Below are 17,581 nucleotides of genomic sequence, written 5' to 3' on the forward strand. Positions count from 1 at the left end.
CATTCATAACGGGCTTGCGCTGGCCGCCAGCCCCTGGCCCTAACGCCCTTTGCCCCTAACGCCCTTTGCCCCGCGAGCCTTTCTTCGCTGCCGCAGCCCGCGGCGCCTCCTTCACCGGCGCCGCAACCCCTACGCTCGCGTTCAACTGCTCGAGCCACGAAAGGGCATCGGCGTAGGCGAGAAATTGCTGCAGATACCCTGGCGACACTTCGCGCATCAGCGAGAGCGCGCGATGCACGAGGCTGCTCGAATTGAGCGGCCCCGCGTTTCTGGGCACCTGGTCCAGCGACTGCCGCAACTGCTTTTCGGCGCGCACGCGCGACCACGTTTGCCGGAAGTATTCGACTAGCTCCGGGTCCGGCTCGTGCCGCACGCGCGTCGCCGGTTGTGAGGGTTGCGCACGCGCGAGCGAATCGACGAGGCGGCCCAGTTCGCTTCCCGGCTTATCGCCGCCGAGCCCGTGCGTGATTTTCGATGCCTCGCGCGCGAGGTCGCCGGCAAAGGCGTCGAGCAGTTGCGCGAGGCGCGCGTCGATGAGCCGGCGCGCTTCGCCCGCGTGTGCGGCGGCGCGGCGTTCCAGCGCCTCGATGAAGTGAAAGCGCAGCGGGTCGAGCCGGTCCGCGCCGCGGGCGCGCCAGGCGTCGAGCAGGGCGCGGGCGTCGGGCGCGGCGGCCCGTTCGGCCAGCGGGTGCGCGTCATCGGCCATGCTTGCCCTCGCCGACGGTCGGCCGCGGCACCGGCGCAATCTCCACGCGGCGATTTTTCGCGCGGCCGGCCTCGTCGGTGTTGGCGCTCACCGGCTGCTCGGAGCCGAATGCGGCCGCGAACACCGACGACGCGGGAACGCCCTCGTCGATGAACGCGCGCGTGACCGTCAGCGCACGCTCAGCCGAAAGCTCCCAGTTGTCGGCGAAGCGGCGGTTGCCGGCATGGACTTGCTGGTCGTCGGCGAATCCGCTCACCATCAGGATTTCGTCGCGGCTCTTCAGATACGCCGTGAGCGGCCCGGCGAGGCTCTTGAGCAGATCGCGGCCTTGCGGCGTCAACTGGTCCGAATTCAGCGCGAACAGCACGCTGCCGCTAATGCCGATGCGTCCGTTCACGAGCGTCACGCGCCCCGCCGCGAGCGGGCCCGCGAGCGCTTCCTCGAGCGTCTTGCGGCGCTCGGTTTCGGCCTTGCGCTGCTTCACCTCGTTCGCGAGCCGGCTCGACAGTTCGAGCTGCATGCCGACCACGCCCACGAGGATCAGCAGGAACGCGCCCAGCAGCACCGACATCAGGTCGGCGAACGCGGGCCAGACCGGCGCAGCGGGGGCCGCGCCGCCGTCGATTTCGTCGTTCATGCCGCTTCCGCTCCGGCGCTCGCGCGCTGGCTCGCGAGCTGCTGCAGGTTTTCGACGATCTGCTTCTGCGACAGCATGCTCAGGTCGATGACCTCGCGCGCCTGCGCCACGTAGTAGGCGAGCTGGTCGTCGCTGCGCGCGAGCGACTTGTCGAGCGCGGCCTCGATGCGCTCCAGGTGTGCCACGAGCTTGTCGTTCGATTCGCCGAACACGCTCACGGCTGCGCCGAACGCGTCGCCGAGGCTGGCCACTTCCACGGCGCTGCCGCTCACCTGCGCGGCGATCGCGCCCAGCTTGCCGCTCCCGGCTTCGACGCTCGCGCTGAACTGGCCGCCTACGCGTTCGAGCAGATCCGACGACGTGGAAACGAGCGCGTCGATCGCCGAGCGCTGTTCGGTGGAGGCGCGGTTCACGGCGTCGAGCAGCGTTTCGAGCGTGGCGAGCAGGCGGTTGCGCTCGTCGAGCATCGCGGTGTCGCGGACCATGCTGTCCGAAAGCTTCTGGCGCAACTCGGCGATGACTTCGGCCGCGGCCTGCGGCGCGACCGAGGCGGCCTGCACGAGGCGGCCGATTTCGGCGATCGTGCTGGCGTTATGGGCCTGCGATTGCGTGGTGATGTCGTTCGCGGTCTGCGCGAGCGTTGCGCAGATTTCCTGCTGGCGCTGCGCGGTGGCCACGCTCGTGGCTTCCCATTGCTCGCGCAAGGCGGCCGACATCGCGGCAAGCGACGCAGTCCATGCTTCGAGGCGATGCGCGTCGCGCGAGGCAATTTCCGCGTGCAGGTTTGCCGCGGCCTTCGGCGCTTGCGAGGCGGCATCGACGAGACGATCGATCTCGGCAATCGTCTTGCTCGCGTGCTGCTGCGCTTGCGCGGCGATGTCGTTTGCGGTTTGCGCGAGTGCCGCGCAGATTTCCTGCTGGCGTTGGGCCGACACCGCGCTGGTCGCTTCCCACTCCGTGCGCAACGTGGCGGCCATCGCCGCGAGCGCTTCGGCCCAGCTTGCGAGCCGCGCTTCGTCGCGTGCGCCGAGCTTCGTCTGCAGGTCCGCATGGGATTCGTCGACCGCGCGCAGCAGCGCCGCCGAGTGCTGCTCGAACGCCGCCGCCGCCGTGGCGAGCGCCTGCTGGTTGCCTGCGGCGAGCTTCTCGCCGGCGCGCGCTTGCTGTTCGAGCGCCGCCTGCCACGCCTGCGACATCGTTCCCGATACGCTCTCGAAGCGCGTCGACACGCCATCGAGCAGGCCTGCGGCACGTTGCTCGAAGCTTGCGTTGAAGCGCTCCAGCGCGCCGCCGAGGTCGGCGGCGAGTGCCTCGCCGGTCTGGCGGTGCTGCGCGAGCGCGCGGTTCCAGATTTCGGCGACGTTCGCCGTCGACGCCTCGAAGCCGTTCACGAGCCCTTCGAGCTGTTGCTGTACCGCCTGCGTGAGCGCGCCCTGCATCGACGCCGATTCGCGCGCGAGGCCCGCCATGGTCGCTTCGACTACGGGCTGCAGCGCCGCACCCGCGGCGCGCGCGCTTTCCGCGGCGCTCGCCTTGAGCGACTGGCCCACGGAAGCCGCGAGGCGGCTCCAGGCGGCTTCGGCGTTCGCGGCAAAGGCCTGTTGGGTCGCGATCTGCTGTTCGTGCTGCGCGGCGCCCTGGCGCTCGATCAGCGTCATCAGCGCGCCAAGCTTGTCGACGAGCGCAGGCATGGCGTCGGCCTGGCGCTGCAGCAGCTTGAACGAGGCTTCGCGCTGATGGGCCGGCGAGAAGGCGCGCAGCGTCGTCGCGATCTTGACGTCGAGCTGCTGCGCGGCCTCGATGCGTGCACGGCGGCAAAGCGCCGAGAGCAGGCCGAGCATGGCGGAGGTGGCCACCCCCGCGATCGAGGTGCCGAACGCGAGGCCGAGGCCGTTCACCGGCGCGGCGAGCGAGGCGCGGATGGCATCGAGGTCGGTGGCGCTTTCCAGCGCCGCGCCCGTGCCCTTGAGCGTGACGACCATGCCAAGCAGCGTGCCGAGCATGCCGAGCAGCACGAGCAGGCCCGTGAGATAGGGCGCGAGCGCCGGGCCCGGCAGGCCCACGCGCTCGCCTTCGATGCGCGCGCGCACCGCGTTGCGCAGGCCCGGATGCAGCGTGTCGAGCCAGCCGGCCAGGCGCGCGGGCGGCGTGTTCAGTTGCGCGACGGCCCGGGCGAGCGTGGCCGTGGCCTGCTGAAAGCGATAAAGCTCCCAGGCGCCCGCGACATAGCATGCGCCGATCAGCAGCGTGACGGCGCTTGCAAGCGGGTTCGTGACCGCGTAGCCGGCGCCGATCCAGCACACGGCGGCGAGACCCACGACGAAGACAACAGGTTCAATGCGAAATCGGGACATAGCGCGGGACATAGCGTTTGGGTTAGCTGGTGCGAAGGGCGGCGAGCAGCCCCTCCACCGGTTGAAACCGAATCTCAAGTTCGGCGAGCAACACGCTCTGCATATCTTTGCGAAAGCCGGCGAGCCAGGCGTTGCGCGCGGCGCCTTCTGCGGCGGACCCGCCGCTGGATTCCGTGGCTGCCGCCGCGCGCTGCCGCTCGAAGTGCGCGCCGAGCAGCGCGGGCACGCCGGCGAGCAGGCTGCGCTCGCGCGCGCCGAGCGCCTGCTCCATCACGGTATCGACCGTCGCAAGGCGCGCGAGCGCTGGCGCGCGGGCGGCCAGCGCGGCACGCAGACGGGCGCGCAGCGCGGCGATGTCGGTCTCCATCGCCTGTTGCAGCGCCAGGTAGCGCTGGCGGAAATCCGCGAAATCGGGTTCCACATCGGCTGGCTGGCTGGCGGCCTGCGTGCGGCGTCCATCGCGCCGCGCGGGCGCGCCTTCGCCCGCAATGGCCTTTCTCAGCGCCGCGCGCACGCGCTCGCTCTGGCTTTGTTCGGCACTGGCGCCCACGCGCGTGGCGGGCTCGCCGCCGGGCGCCTGGACGCTCAGCGCCGTCGAAAGCGCGATGGCGTCCGTCCAGCCGAGCCACTGGCTCAGATGGTCCGAGATCGATTGCCGGGATTCGGGCACTTCGGCGTCGCCGAAGCGGGCAAGTAAGCGAACGAGCGTCGGGCCGCTCAACGCGAGGCGTTGCGGGGCTAGCACTTTTCCACCTGGGCAAAAAACCCGCTAGTGTACATGCCCGCGAGGGGGCGGCCGGCATTGGCGGATTGCCGGGCGCCTGGGACGACGGCGCGGCGGGCCGTGAAAGCGCGGCTCGCGCGGGCGGGCGGCATCGCCGCGCGGGGGCTTCAGGCGCCTGAGCCGTTCAGGCCCTGGCCTTGGCGCGCTCGGCCAGGATCTGCTGGATCGCCTGTTCGAAGGTATCGACGGGCTGACCGCCGCTGACCAGATATTGCTGGTCGAAGACGATCGCCGGCACCGACTGGATGCCCGCCGCCTGGTATTCGTGCTCTTCGGCGCGCACCTCGTCGGCATACTGGCCGCTTTCGAGGACTTCGCGCGCCTTGTCCGCGTCGAGACCCACGGACTGCGCCACCGCGACGAGCACCGCATGGTCGCTCGTGTCCTTGCCCTCGCCGTGACAGGCACGCAGCAGCGCGAGCTTGAGCGGCAGCTGCTTGCCTTCGATGCCGGCCCAGTGCAGCAGACGATGCGCGTCGAACGTGTTGTAGACGCGCTCGCGCGGCCCGAACGCGAAGCCGACGCTCGCGCCGCGCTCGCGGATCATGGCCTGCGTCTCGGCGATCTGCCCGGGTGTGCGGTTGTACTTTTTGCCGAGATACTCGACCACGGATTCGCCGCCGGAGCCCATCTGCGGATTCAGTTCAAAAGGGTGCACGACGATCTGCGCATCGACGGTGTCGCGCAGACGTTCGAGCGCGAGATTCAGCGACGAGAGGCCGATTGCGCACCATGGGCATGCGATGTCGGAGACGAAATCGATTCTGAGCGTTTGTTTCATGGCTTTCCTGATCCTGTTGAACGCGGGGGGCGCTGTGGCGCGGTGCACGGCGGACGCGCAAGCAGCGTGCGCACCCGGCGCGGATGATTCGTCGGCTCATTCGTCCATCATGCGGGCCTTGACCTTCTTGCCCTTGACCTTGCCCGCGTTGAGCTTGCGCAGCGCGTCGCGCGCGATGCTGCGCTCCACGGCCACGTAGGTCGAAAAATCGGTCACGTTGATCTTGCCGATCTGCGCGCCGCTGAAGCCCGCTTCGCCGGTGAGCGCGCCCAGCACGTCGCCAGGACGGATCTTTTCCTTGCGCCCGCCCAGGATCTGCAGCGTTTCCATCGGCGGCAGCAGCGGCTCGTCGCTGGCGGGTTTCAGTTCCGCGAGCGGGCTCCACTCGACTTCGCGCTTGAGCGCCTGCTCGATGCCGCCCACGCGGCCCATTTCGTCCATGCTCGCGAGGCTGAGCGCCCAGCCGTCCTGGTCGGCGCGGCCGGTGCGGCCGATGCGGTGCACGTACACCTCGGGGTCGGGCGTGACGTCCACGTTGATCACGGCTTCGAGCTGCGCGATGTCGAGGCCGCGCGCGGCCACGTCGGTCGCCACGAGCACCGAGCAGCTGCGGTTGGCGAACTGGATCAGCACCTGGTCGCGCTCGCGCTGGTCGAGCTCGCCGTGCAGCGCGAGCGCGTGAAAGCCCTGTGCGCGCAGCACGTCGAGCAGGTCGCGGCATTGCTGCTTCGTGTTGCAGAACGCAAGCGTGCTTACGGGGCGGTAGTGGTTGAGCAGCATGCCCACGGCGTGCAGGCGCTCGTCTTCCGTGACTTCATAGAAGCGCTGGCGGATCTTGCTGTCGTCGTGATGCTCTTCGAGCTTGACTTCCTTCGGATTGCGAAGAAACTGCTGGCTCAGTTTCGTAATGCCTTCGGGGTAGGTTGCCGAGAAGAGCAGCGTCTGGCGCTCCTTGGGGCATTGGCGAGCCACGGTGGCGATGTCGTCGAAGAAGCCCATGTCGAGCATGCGGTCGGCTTCGTCGAGCACGAGCGTATTGAGTGCGCCGAGCGCGAGGTTGCCGCGCTCCAGATGGTCCATGATGCGGCCCGGCGTGCCCACGACGATGTGCGCGCCGTGTTCGAGGCTCGCCGCCTGCGGACGCATGGGCGTGCCGCCGCACAGCGTGAGCACCTTGATGTTCTCTTCGGCGCGAGCGAGACGGCGGATCTCCTGCGTGACCTGATCGGCCAGCTCGCGCGTGGGGCAGAGGATCATGGCCTGCACGTCCTGGCGGCGCGGGTCGAGGCGCGAGAGCAGCGCGAGGGAAAAGGCGGCCGTCTTGCCGCTGCCGGTCTTGGCCTGGGCGATCAGGTCGTGGCCCGCGAAAGCGATGGGCAGGCTCGCCGCCTGGATCGGCGTCATGTCGACGTAGCCGAGGCGCGTGAGGTTGGCGAGCATGGCGGGCGCGAGCGGCAGCTCGCTGAAGGGCTGGGCGTGCGTAGGAGTGGCTTTGTTTGTCATGACGGGGTCTCGCGCCGGACGGGTAAGGGCGACGCGGCCGTTCGGTAGAAGTGGCGTCGATGCGGATGGTGCGCGCGATGCACGCGTGTTTGGGGATTTTAACGGATGCGCGCGCCCGCGCCCGCGCGCGTGCCGCGCGAGGGGAATGACGAACCACGCCGAGGAAGCCGAAAACGCCGCGTTTGTTAATCGCGATTTCACGCAATAATAATCGCCGCATATGGCAATAATTCACGCGCGCGATAAGACCGGCATTGCCGTGATAAAGTTCAGCCGGTCGACGAAATTTTAATCGGCGGAAATACCCGGAAATTAAGCCGATTTCCACAATAATCGAATTACCGTGCGAATCCGGGCGTCGCGTGATTGCCACACAACCGATTCGGGCCGATTCGTGCGTTACTCTGTATTTCTCATTTTAAACAGGCACTTACGGGATTTTTTGCGATATTTCCAGATTTAGCAAATATCTGTTACAGCGTTTGCCGAGGCGATTTAAAGCCTTTGACACGTAGACTTCGCTCGGGATTGCCGGTGTGGCTCCAATACCCGGAGCCGCTTCAGCGCGGTCTGAATGTCATAAGGAAAGTCATGAAGAATACTTTGATTATCGCGGGCGTCCTCGGCGCATTCGCAGCCTCCGCTCACGCACAAAGCAGCGTTACTCTCTACGGCGCACTGGATGCGGGTATCGTCTACGCGAACAATGCAGGCGGCCACGCCGCATGGAACCAGGGTAGCGGCGCCGTCGGCGACACGTACTTCGGCCTGAAGGGCAGCGAAGACCTGGGCGGCGGTCTGCATGCGATCTTCACGTTGGAAAACGGCTTCAACCTGAACAACGGCAAGGACACCGAGAGCGGCACGATGTTCAACCGCCAGGCGTTCGTCGGTCTGCAGAGCGACCGCTTCGGTACGCTGACGCTCGGCCGCCAGTATGACTCGATGGTCGATTACCTCGGCCCGCTTTCGGAAGCGGGTTCAGGCTACGGCAACAACCTTGCCGCTCACCCGTTCGACAACGACAACCTCGACCACTCGTTCTCGATCAAGAACGCGGTCAAGTACCAGAGCGTCAACTACCAGGGCTTCAAGTTCGGTGGCTTGTACGGCTTCAGCAACGACGCCGGCCAGTTCGCGAACAACCGCGCATGGAGCGCTGGCGCATCGTACGGCAACGGCCCGCTGAACTTTGCGGCTGCCTACCTGCAGATGAACAACTCGCCGACGAACACGAACGCCAACGGCGCGAATTCGGCATCGAACGGCAACAACTTCAATCTGTCGGCGCAGACGCAGCGCACCTTCGGCGCAGGCGTGAACTACAACTACGGCCCGGCAACGGTCGGCTTCGTGTGGACGCACACGCAGTACGAAAACCTGATCGCTGGCGGTCAGGGCGGCAACACGTTCTCGATCCCGTCGGGCACGAACCTGCACATGGACAACTTCGAGCTGAACGGCGCCTACGCGCTCACGCCGGCGCTCGCCCTGAACGCATCGTACACGTACACGGACGGCAAGGTCACGGGTTCGAACGGTTCGGGCGATCCGAAGTGGCACACCGTCTCGCTGACGGCTGACTACTCGCTCTCGAAGCGCACCGACGTCTACGCTGGCGCCGTGTACCAGCACGCTTCGGGCGAACTCGGCGACGCCGGCGCGAACGTTGCAATGATCAACACGCTGTCGCCTTCGACCTCGCAGAACCAGGTCGCCGCAACGGTGGGTCTGCGTCACCGCTTCTAAGCATCGCTGGCTCGCTCCCTCGTGGAGCGATGAAGCGCGAGCGCCCGATCGGCCGGTCGGGTCTCGCGCTTCACGCGGCCGTTACCCTCGGCCCGCGATTCATTCGCTTTCTACCCGAAGCACGACCGGTTCGCGGTGCGTGACGCGCTCATGAGGCGCGCCACGCACCGCGAACCGGTTTTTCTTTTGCGGCTCAGGATTTCGCCGCCGCCGCCGCCGCCGCCGCTGCCGCTGCCGCCGCCGCTGCCGCTGCCGCTGCCGCTGCCGCTGCCGCCGCTGCCGCTGCCGCTGCCGCGTTCGCAGGCACGCCGACGTCATTCGACACGTCTTCCGACGCCCCCCACGCGCGAAACCCATAGCAGCGCCAAGCACGTGAGCGCCGCTGCGATCCAGCCGTTCTGCCCGAAGCCGATGACCGCGCCGTTCACGCCGTTCGTGAGCCACTGGCCGCCCAGCCACGCGCCGATGCCCATGCCGAGCGCCTGCACCGCGCTGTTGGCGCTCAGGAACGCGCCGCGCCGCGCGGGCTCGGGAATCGTCGTGAGCAATGCCTGCATCGGCACCATGCGGCCAGACATCGAGAATCTGACTCTCTTTCTCGATCTTTATTCAATTGGACCACGCGCGCTTTTGCGCGGCCCGTGACCGAATCGCATGCTCCAGGGGATACGCCGGGAGCTTGCCGTTGGCGGTTGAATTGGGGGGATCACACCGGCGCGGACCCCGACATGGCCGTCCAGTTCTGCACACTGGGACGCCCCTGAACCTTCTTGTGCCATGCATGAAGTGCCTTGATGGCAGCACCGCAACCTCGAGTTGCGCATGGGCCACGTGCGCGATGAGATACATGATGGGGATCGTGCGACTTACGGGGAACTTGTGCAGCTGTGCTGGAAAGTTGCATGCGCATTTCTGCGATTGTTACCCGTCCCAGCAGGACGGCTAAGATCTGCGCAATACTACGTCTCTTGATCTATCGTGCAGAGACACGTCGTCGGCAGTCATTTTCTAACCAGTAAGGGACTGGTAAGTCGTGTTCCCGTAAAGTCACTCCCGTCTCAGGCACTGATGTTACGCGAGCGAATCTTTCGCCTGTTCGCTATATATTCCTCTTTAGCTGCCCGCTCTCCCAGGTGGCGGGAGGCAGACGGGCCGATAGCCAGATTTGCCCAACTGCCAGTTCAAGTGAGTTCAGTTTCATGTCGCGAGCTGCAATTGTCGAAGACTCCGAACGTCTTGCCGACATGGTGAGACAGGCTCTTGCCGGCGTGGGAATCGAGGTCGATCAGTTTCGCAACATCTCCGTGGCGACCTATGGTCTGCGCAATGCCGACTACTCGGTGATGCTCGTTGATCGGGGCTTACCGGACGGCGACGGGCTGACCTTGCTGCGTGCGCTGCGGGCTGCAGGTCAGATGACGCAATGCCTTGCACGATCGAGTGGACGGCCTTGAGAGTGGCGCGGACGACTATGTGACCAAACCGTTCGCGATGAGCGAGCTGGTTGCGCGGATCCGTACCCTGATGCGCCGGCCAGTGGTGCCGACAGCGCTTGTTGCGTCATTCGCGGACGTCACGGTGGATCGGCGGCAACGCGAGATGCGCTGCGGTGATCTGTCGGTCGCGCTTGCGCCCGCCGAACTGCGGATCATGCTTTGCCGTATCGACGCGGCCGGCCGGACGGTTCGGCACTCGGCACTTGAGCATGCCGCCTGGGGACTTGGCGATGCCGTAACACCAAATGCGCTGGAAGTGACCGTGCACCGGTTGCGCAAGAAGCTCGCCTCGATCAATGCAAAGACGCGGCTGATCAATCATCGCGGTGCGGGATTTGCCCTCGAGAAAATCTCCGGGTGATGGTGTGTGCTGGCCGAAATTGACGCTTTGGCGCGGACTGGAAACATCCGTGATGTCGGCCTCGTACTGGCCGCGTTCGCATGAAGACTGGTGCGCTGATTTGCGTTGGCAAGAGCGGAGCAATGATGCATGAAACAGATAATTCTGGTTGTCGACGATGACACTGAGTGTCGTGATTTGTTGCGGAACTCCCTGCGGGCGGGCGGTTTTGATGTTGCCGTGCTATACGATCCATGCAAGGTAATGAAGCGCATCGAAGATGAGCGTCCAGCACTCATCGTCATGTCGGACGGTGAAACGATCGGAAGCGCAATCGAGGCACTGAAGGCATTGCGGTACCGTGGAGATGACCTGCCAGTCATCATGCTTGGGGAACGGGATGACGTCATGGAACGCATTGTGGCACTGGACTGTGGGGCCGACGATTTTGTCTCCAAGCCATTTAATGCGACCGAGGTGCTGGCGAGAACGAGGCGTGTGCTTGACCGCATCAGGCCAGTGCAATATCGGGACCCGGCATTTAAGCCTCCATTCCACTTTAACGGTTTCGAACTGGATTATGCGTCGCGTACGCTCACGTTCGACGGAAATGTTGTGCCGTTGACCGAGGGCGACTACGCGATGCTCAATCTTTTCACGAGTATGCCGGGCAGGGTGCTGTCCCGAGCGGAAATTGCCCGCCGGATATGGCCCGATGCACCGCGCCACACCAAGGCTGTGAGTGCCTACGTGCACCGGTTACGCCAGCTGATCGACACACGCATGGCTGCTCCGGGGCCGATCAGGACAATGCGCGAAAGGGGTTATGTTTTCCATCCGGATGCTAGTGGCGAGCGCGCACGCGTGGCCCGCAGCGTCGACTGGGTCACATCGCCATAGGCGCACTCATTGTAAATATCCCGTGTCTCAATCCGTCTAGCGGCACTGCATACCAGATCTAAATTAGTGGCTTCATGCAGATAACCATGCGCGCCATGCAGTTCGACGCGGTCAAAACCCAGTCGCTCCGCATCGGCTGCCGCACGTGCGAAAGCGTCGATGGTGTCGGCCACGTCCATCTCGCTCATTGCGTGGCCGATGGACTCGCCTGTGATCGAAAGGCCTGAAGGACTCTCATAGGGGGCTGGCGGTATCCAGTCCGGCGCAGCGAGCCATGACGACGCGATTAGGCAGATCGAGGGCGTTTAGCCGGTAGGAACTGGATAGGACGTCAAGATTGGACGTCGGATATCCTGGAATTAAGAAGGGTTGTCTGGTTACAGCGCGTCGATCCACGTAGTCATAGCGTCGTTGATGTCGTTTTTGTGGTCCAGCATGATCCAGTGTCCTGCGTCTGCCCAGGCTTCGACTTTCGATTTCGGGTGCGAGAACCACGTACGCATGCGCTCCGCTTGAGCCTCATTTAGACAGATGTGGTAGAAGGGAACAGTCAGGCCGCGGCAGAACTTCGCACTCGCTTCGCCAAGGCCCACCTGTTCAGATCCGAAGAAAAGCGGGCCGAACGATTCACGTACGACGTGCGGCGGCATACCCTGGACGCGTCTTGCGTGCCAGCGCCTGTATGCCGGATCGGTCAATGGGCTATAGACGTTTTGGAATAAGGCTGAGACCACCATGCTTGGGTCTCCGATATTGAGTGCTTCTGTGGTCTCGGCGAAGACTTGGCCGGCGTCACCCGAAAAGCCGAGCGCACCATCAACGGATACGACGGCGCTGACGAGATCCGGTCGCCTGGCGGCGAGACGGGCGGCGATCTGACCGCCCATCGAATGGCCGACAATGATGAACTCCTGGCCGGGATAGCGGATCGATACCAATGCCTCGATATCGTCAACGTAATCGTCGGGCATGTACGTACCCGACGGCATGACCTCAGATCTGCCATGTCCGCGCAGGTCGACGGCAATGACGCGATACCTGCTCTCGAACAATGGCAGTTGCCAGCTCCAGTCGTGGGAATCGCAAGTCCAGCCGTGGAGGAACATCACGTTCCTGCCCGTGCCAGCCTCCGTCGCAAAGAGCTTCGCCGTCGGTCGAGTCGTTAAGTGAACGCCGCTCAGCGGAAGCGTCGTTGCATTTCCACCGCTGACGCTGAGATTCAACCCGCCGTATCGAAACGGATCGCGCTGATTTTCTTCCATCGTTTTGTACTCCCATGATGCCCTCAGTTCGTTGGCCGATCGCCTGCGCCAGCAGCGTGAGCCAGGCTCGAAACTTCGAGCAGTTAGTCATGGCATCCATGGTATACATTGGATATTTGCGGTCAATTACGCACCTGAAAGTGCGTAGATATACAGAGGGATATCGGCATGACATGCCAGGTGGATATAGTGTTCTTCGCGGACTGCGCCGCACGCTCTTTCTTTGATCAGGTGGCCAACAAATGGTCAGTCATGATCCTCACGCTGCTTACGGAGAAGCCGACACGCTTCAACGAAATAAGACGAAGGCTGGAAGGAATTACGCACAAGGCGCTCACGCAAGCCTTGCGGCGTTTGGAACGCAATGGACTGATCGCCCGGAAGGTGCTCGATACCTCGCCAGTCGCCGTCGAATATTCGATCACCGAACTCGGGCGTACGCTGCAGGTTCCGTTCGGTGCGGTGTATGAATGGTCGATCAAGCATTTGCATGAAATCGAGCAGGCACAGGAAGCCTATGACGAGCGGTACGAGGCCTGACAGGAAGAGCAGGTTACGACCGCTTCTCTGCGAACCTCCGCGACCCTTCAATCGCCTCGTCAGACGAGCAAGATTGTTGCGCACAACGTGGTCAACGGCTCTATTACAGCGGGGTAGGGGCGGCCAGGTCTGCCGTGCCAATGCACGATTGTGGTCGCAAAAGGCGCTGGAGTTCGGCCAGGAAATTATCGGCCCCTTACCATGCAGTGGCCAGGGATCCTGCTTGAGCCCTCCCGAACAAAGACCGCCACTCTCATCCCGCCGCACGATTGTCAAAATCGCGACGCGCCTCCTCTACTGCGTCAAGATTGTTAGCAGCCCAAACCCAAACTCCGCAAAACGCGGCACTTAACGTGATGCCCAGATTCGTGAGTTTGTACTCCACCTTCGGTGGCACGACCGGATATACGGTGCGTGCAACAAGGCCATCGCGTTCCATTGCGCGCAGGGTCTGGGTAAGCATTTTCTGACTGATACCTTCAATCATGTCGCCAAGGCGGCTAAAACGAAGCGGTGACTTCTCCGCGAGTACGTCCAGAATCAACATTGTCCATTTGTCCGCAACGCGGCCAATCAGATCCTTCACCAGGGATGCAATCCGGGGATCAATATTGACTGGCGGAGTCAGGCTGGCGTAGTACTGCGCCGCCGCAATTTGCTCCGCGGTGAACTTGGGGACTTTTGCCATATCTACACTCTCCATTTGGTAAGTATGTGACTTTTCGGTGCCTTCTTCCCATTGGAGAGTATGCGCGTCAAACTGCGCTTATGCTCACCTGGCAGGGGAAACCTCATGGAAATGATTGGAAGGACCGTGTTGATTACGGGAGGGACCAGCGGTATTGGTCTGGAATTGGCGAAGCAGCTGGCCGCCCGAGGGAACACAGTGATTGTCACGGGGCGCTCGCCCGAGAGGTTGCAAGCTGCACGAGAAGCTATACCGGGGCTCCACGCTTTCAGGAGCGACGTCAGCGATTTGGCGAGCATTGAGTCGCTGTACAAAACCATTTCGGACCGGTTTCCATTGCTGGACACCCTCGTAAACAACGCGGGTACGATGCGCAACATCAAGCTGGGTCAGCAATATTCGTTAAATGACCTGACCACTGAAATCGATGGGAACGTGAAAGGACCCATATGGATGGTTCAAGCGTTCCTTCCTTTACTCGTTCGCAGGAAAGGCAGCCTGATTGTGAATGTATCGTCGGGTCTCGCGTTTATTCCTTTTCCTGCCGCGCCCATATACAGCGCGTCAAAGGCCGCGCTTCACGCTTACACGCAATGCCTGAGAGCACAACTGGAAGGTTCTTGCGTGTCCATAGTCGAACTGGCGCCTCCGGGTACAGAGACACCACTGTTTCGGGGGGAGTTCGCTGAGGAGATGAAAGGAGAAAGGGGCATGGACGTGAGTGTGCTTGTCAAGCGGACCATCGCAGGTATCGACGCCGGGAAAACAGAGATTCGCCCCGGGGCAAGCAATGTGTTGAAAATTGCTAGCCGCGTTGCGCCGCACTTCATGTTCCGGCAACTGGTGAAGCTGGGTCGTCCGCGGTCCAGCGCCGGAACATAAAGACAGTTTAGATACCCGAGCGACCTCTGCATTCATCCCGTTCGGAACTTGCGCTTTTGCATTTCATCTATACCTGTGCTTTGTCGGTGACCATACTGACGTTGTGAACGATTCATGACCCGTTTGAACGCAGCGCTAAATGACTTCCCGGTTTCGTATCCCAGCACGATGCCTGCCTCGGCGGCGGAGTCACCGGATAGACCAGCCTGTTTGCTGGCTAGCGTCATTCGCCAGCGCGTCAGATAGTTCCTCGGCAAGAGGCCGACGAGTTTCCTGTACCGGAGCGCGAAGGTGGTGCGCGACATTGCCGCCTGTTCGGCCAGGCAGGTTTCCGTCGAGCCGTGGGCGGGACGGGCATGTCGGAGACTGATAATGCGACAACAGCTTCCGCTCCGCTGCCCAGATGCCCCATCGCCAGCGAACTGTACTGCGGCATCGGGTTGACAACCATTCTCGAGGTCTTCAATGAAAGCCGCTGTCCTGAATGCGTTTGACGCGCCGCTCGATATTCAATGCCTGCCCGATCCGGTGCTCGGCACAGGCGAAGTGGTCGTCGATGTGGCGGCCGCGCCGGTTGCAAGCTACTCCGTCAATGTCTTTAACGGCTCGCGCAACTACCCATTGGAGTTGCCATTGATTCCGGGCCCGGGCGGCATCGGCAGGGTGCGGGCCACGGGCCCGGATGCGACCAGGCTGAGACCTGGTGACTGGGTCTTCGTCGACTCTACGATCCGCTCCCGGGACAATATCGCTAGCCCTGAACAGATATTGCTTGGCTGGACCTATCGGACCCCGGCGGCGTTACCGTTGCACCGCTACTTTCACCACGGCTCCTTTGCGGAGCAGATGTTGGTGCCCACCGAGAACGCTACACCGATCGGTCACATCGCACCGTCGGACGCCGGGCGATGGACGGCCCTCGGCCGGCTGCTGGTTCCCTTCGGAGGTCTACTGGCAGGTGGTCTGCAGGCAGGAGAGACGCTGGTCGTCAACGGTGGAACCGGGGGCTTCGGAGGCGCGGGAGTCGCCGTGGCATTGGCAATGGGGGCGGGGCGGGTCGTGGTCACCGGCCGCAATCACGGGACGCTGGAAGACCTTGCCAGACGACATGGAGGCCGCGTCCGGATAGTCAGGTTCAGCGGCGATGAAGCGCGTGACCGCAAGTCGATTTGCGACGCGGCCGACGGGCCTATCGACATGGTGCTGGATTTCCTGCCGCGTGAGGCGTCCGCTGCTCAAGTGAGGGCCGCGGCGCTGGCCGTCAAACTGGGCGGCCGGGTGATCCTGATGGGGGGCCTGCGTGGAGGCGCAGGCGACCTGGGACTGAACTACAACTGGCTGATGCACAACGAGACCACGGTGCGTGGCGTCTGGATGTACAGCAGGGACGCCATCCCGCGAATGGTGCAGATGGTGCGCGCCGGACTGATTGACCTCGGACAGTTTGAGCTAGCCGAGTTCGGACTGGATAGCACCAACGAGGCGGTGGCCTATGCGGCCGCCAATGCCGGCCCGCGCCAACTGACTGTGCTTCGGCCTGACGGATACAGCGGCGGTCATGCGAAAAAGCTCTCCTGAAATTGCCGAAGCGGCAGACGACCGATTGACCACGCTGTCTGGAAGATCGCAGCCGTGGCGCTTTTCGGCTGTGCTTGCCCAACTCGACGCGACCATCGTCAACGTCAACAGTGAACTTTTCGCGGCGAAGCTGCATAGCAGCCTCGTCAGGGCGGGCCGACGTTATGCCGGCCATCCGGGTATTGAGCGCCTGGAGGCGGCTGCGGTAAGCGCCATATGGCGCTCGATTGAAAAAAGCGGAATCGATGTCTACGCATGGCCTGCGAGAAGCTTGAGCATCGCGCCGAGCAGAGCCAGGTCGAATTGGCCTATTGTGAGGAATGGCCCGCCTGTGTGCTGACAGGCTTCTAAACCGTTGCGACTGGCGTGACCGGTGAGCCAGCTGCCCCTGGCAAGCGCAGCGGCGGAGCGGTAAGCAGGAACCTGTTGCGACCGTGCTCGCGCAGCCACCGATTCAGGGGCGAGAGTAACCATTGCTCTCCGAGCGGCACTCCCAACTTGAAAAGGCAATGCTCGTGGATGGTGCTCGCGGCGCCCGCTGGCGGTGGGAGAATCTCAACAGCACGGTTGTCCGAAATGAGGGCGGCGACACCGGAGTCTGTGATCCATTGCAGCAGTCGGGGGTCGGATCCATCGAGCCCCGCGCAGCTGTTGTGCAGTCGCCAGGGGTCCGGTGCTCGATTCATTTCGAGCAGTAACTCGTCAAAACCCGTGCACAAACACAGCATGTCGCCTGGTTCGACTTCCACACCATCCTCCTCAAAAATCCGCATGAGTTCTTCATAGCGGACGCGGTGGTGTTCGCGGCCAAAACGCTCGAACAGGTCGACCATTACGCCGCGCCCTTGCACGCAAGTCGCAGCCATCGTGTCGATGCCTAGTGGTCCGGCGCTGACGCCTTCATGACTCGCCCATTCCTCGACATCCTCTCGCGGCGGTGGCGTCACAATATGTTCGCCACCGCGCCATCCGTTGTAGTAGACGACCTCGGCGATGCCGTCACCGTCCGCATCAAACTCGGCGCCGACGTGTGCAAGGCTGTCCCATTGCGTCGAGTATTGAGTAGAGAGGAGCACGGCGTCGTCGCAGACAACCGACCGCCGCCCAGTGCCCGGCACAGGTCGCGCGTGATTGTGAAAGCACTGGCCGCCAAGCATCGCACCGAACAGCCGGGGCGGGTGTCGCCGGGGATTGGCGACATCGCCCCCGGGATAGTCAAGCGGCAGGCTCAAGCAAAACGTGATGCCTTCCCGTGCCTCTGCGAGACCTTGCCTGACCTTTTCTGGTGTCAGGAGATTCAGCCTGCCGATCTGATCCTCGTTACCGAAATCACCCCAGTTCGACCCCTCCGGCCGACGTACCCACCGCTTGTTCACGCTGT

General features: G+C 63.5%; 17 protein-coding genes and 2 pseudogenes. 6 read left to right on the plus strand and 13 right to left on the minus strand.

What is annotated here, in order from left to right; genetic code table 11:
- Nucleotides 1-55: 55 nt before the first annotated feature.
- The 6 genes from C7411_RS24235 to dbpA all read right to left on the minus strand — a co-directional run bounded on the left by C7411_RS24235 (nt 56) and on the right by dbpA (nt 6,765).
- Entirely contained in the window at nt 56-706 is a 651-nt protein-coding gene (locus C7411_RS24235; protein WP_110386584.1) for a DUF2894 domain-containing protein, read from the minus strand.
- Nucleotides 696-1,343 carry an OmpA family protein gene (locus C7411_RS24240; RefSeq protein ID WP_110386585.1) on the minus strand — a complete coding sequence of 216 codons (648 nt, stop codon included), beginning with the start codon at nt 1,341-1,343 and terminating at the stop codon, nt 696-698. Before C7411_RS24240 ends, C7411_RS24235 begins: the two co-directional genes overlap by 11 nt.
- Nucleotides 1,340-3,697: a DUF802 domain-containing protein gene (locus C7411_RS24245; RefSeq protein WP_110386586.1), complete on the minus strand. Its 2,358-nt coding sequence runs from the start codon at nt 3,695-3,697 to the stop codon at nt 1,340-1,342. The genes C7411_RS24240 and C7411_RS24245 overlap by 4 nt, the downstream gene beginning before the upstream one ends.
- 22 nt (nt 3,698-3,719) lie before the next feature.
- A complete protein-coding gene (locus C7411_RS24250) occupies nt 3,720-4,442 on the minus strand; it encodes a DUF3348 domain-containing protein (RefSeq protein ID WP_110386587.1) in 723 nt (240 codons plus the stop codon).
- A gap of 163 nt (nt 4,443-4,605) precedes the next feature.
- Entirely contained in the window at nt 4,606-5,262 is a 657-nt protein-coding gene (locus tag C7411_RS24255; protein WP_110386588.1) for a DsbA family oxidoreductase, read from the minus strand.
- Nucleotides 5,263-5,358: 96 nt separating this feature from the next.
- Entirely contained in the window at nt 5,359-6,765 is a 1,407-nt protein-coding gene (dbpA, locus tag C7411_RS24260; protein WP_110386589.1) for an ATP-dependent RNA helicase DbpA, read from the minus strand.
- A gap of 591 nt (nt 6,766-7,356) precedes the next feature.
- Here dbpA and C7411_RS24265 point away from each other — a divergent pair.
- Entirely contained in the window at nt 7,357-8,514 is a 1,158-nt protein-coding gene (locus tag C7411_RS24265) for a porin (RefSeq protein WP_110386590.1), read from the plus strand.
- Nucleotides 8,515-8,707: 193 nt separating this feature from the next.
- On the opposite strand, the gene C7411_RS38665 is transcribed toward C7411_RS24265, so the two are convergent.
- Both C7411_RS38665 and C7411_RS24270 read right to left on the minus strand, forming a co-directional pair.
- A complete protein-coding gene (locus C7411_RS38665; protein WP_258365441.1) occupies nt 8,708-8,839 on the minus strand; it encodes a hypothetical protein in 132 nt (43 codons plus the stop codon).
- Nucleotides 8,829-9,092, minus strand: a pseudogene (locus C7411_RS24270) (MFS transporter); the annotation flags it as partial. The pseudogene C7411_RS24270 and the gene C7411_RS38665, both read right to left, overlap by 11 nt.
- A 621-nt stretch (nt 9,093-9,713) precedes the next feature.
- Here C7411_RS24270 and C7411_RS24275 point away from each other — a divergent pair.
- A pseudogene (locus C7411_RS24275) lies at nt 9,714-10,371 on the plus strand (response regulator transcription factor).
- Nucleotides 10,372-10,500: 129 nt separating this feature from the next.
- Nucleotides 10,501-11,250 (plus strand): response regulator transcription factor, encoded by a 750-nt coding sequence (locus tag C7411_RS24280; protein ID WP_110386591.1) that lies wholly within the window; start codon nt 10,501-10,503, stop codon nt 11,248-11,250.
- On the opposite strand, the gene C7411_RS24285 is transcribed toward C7411_RS24280, so the two are convergent.
- Together C7411_RS24285 and C7411_RS24290 are read right to left on the minus strand one after the other, a co-directional pair.
- Nucleotides 11,175-11,546: an oxidoreductase gene (locus tag C7411_RS24285; RefSeq protein WP_110386592.1), complete on the minus strand. Its 372-nt coding sequence runs from the start codon at nt 11,544-11,546 to the stop codon at nt 11,175-11,177. The two genes, C7411_RS24280 and C7411_RS24285, sit on opposite strands and share 76 nt — an antisense overlap.
- A gap of 81 nt (nt 11,547-11,627) precedes the next feature.
- Entirely contained in the window at nt 11,628-12,512 is an 885-nt protein-coding gene (locus C7411_RS24290) for an alpha/beta fold hydrolase (protein ID WP_110386593.1), read from the minus strand.
- A gap of 168 nt (nt 12,513-12,680) precedes the next feature.
- On the opposite strand from C7411_RS24290, the gene C7411_RS24295 reads away from it, so the two are divergent.
- On the plus strand, nt 12,681-13,052 hold the full coding sequence (locus tag C7411_RS24295; RefSeq protein WP_110386594.1) for a winged helix-turn-helix transcriptional regulator: 372 nt from the start codon (nt 12,681-12,683) through the stop codon (nt 13,050-13,052).
- A gap of 253 nt (nt 13,053-13,305) precedes the next feature.
- On the opposite strand, the gene C7411_RS24300 is transcribed toward C7411_RS24295, so the two are convergent.
- On the minus strand, nt 13,306-13,740 hold the full coding sequence (locus C7411_RS24300; protein ID WP_181431370.1) for a winged helix-turn-helix transcriptional regulator: 435 nt from the start codon (nt 13,738-13,740) through the stop codon (nt 13,306-13,308).
- 105 nt (nt 13,741-13,845) lie between these two features.
- Here C7411_RS24300 and C7411_RS24305 point away from each other — a divergent pair, with 105 nt between their 5' ends.
- Complete coding sequence (locus C7411_RS24305) at nt 13,846-14,622, plus strand: SDR family oxidoreductase (RefSeq protein WP_110386596.1); 777 nt, start codon at nt 13,846-13,848, stop codon at nt 14,620-14,622.
- A gap of 32 nt (nt 14,623-14,654) precedes the next feature.
- Here the strand turns inward: C7411_RS24305 and C7411_RS38785 are convergent, their stop codons facing one another.
- Entirely contained in the window at nt 14,655-15,131 is a 477-nt protein-coding gene (locus C7411_RS38785; protein ID WP_309147589.1) for a helix-turn-helix domain-containing protein, read from the minus strand.
- Here C7411_RS38785 and C7411_RS24315 point away from each other — a divergent pair.
- A complete protein-coding gene (locus C7411_RS24315) occupies nt 15,088-16,200 on the plus strand; it encodes a zinc-binding dehydrogenase (RefSeq protein ID WP_110386598.1) in 1,113 nt (370 codons plus the stop codon). The two genes, C7411_RS38785 and C7411_RS24315, sit on opposite strands and share 44 nt — an antisense overlap.
- A 347-nt stretch (nt 16,201-16,547) precedes the next feature.
- Here the strand turns inward: C7411_RS24315 and C7411_RS24320 are convergent, their stop codons facing one another.
- Nucleotides 16,548-17,576: a cyclase family protein gene (locus tag C7411_RS24320; protein WP_110386599.1), complete on the minus strand. Its 1,029-nt coding sequence runs from the start codon at nt 17,574-17,576 to the stop codon at nt 16,548-16,550.
- Nucleotides 17,577-17,581: the final 5 nt, after the last annotated feature.

This window comes from Paraburkholderia silvatlantica, from assembly GCF_003096715.1.
GTDB lineage: Bacteria > Pseudomonadota > Gammaproteobacteria > Burkholderiales > Burkholderiaceae > Paraburkholderia > Paraburkholderia silvatlantica.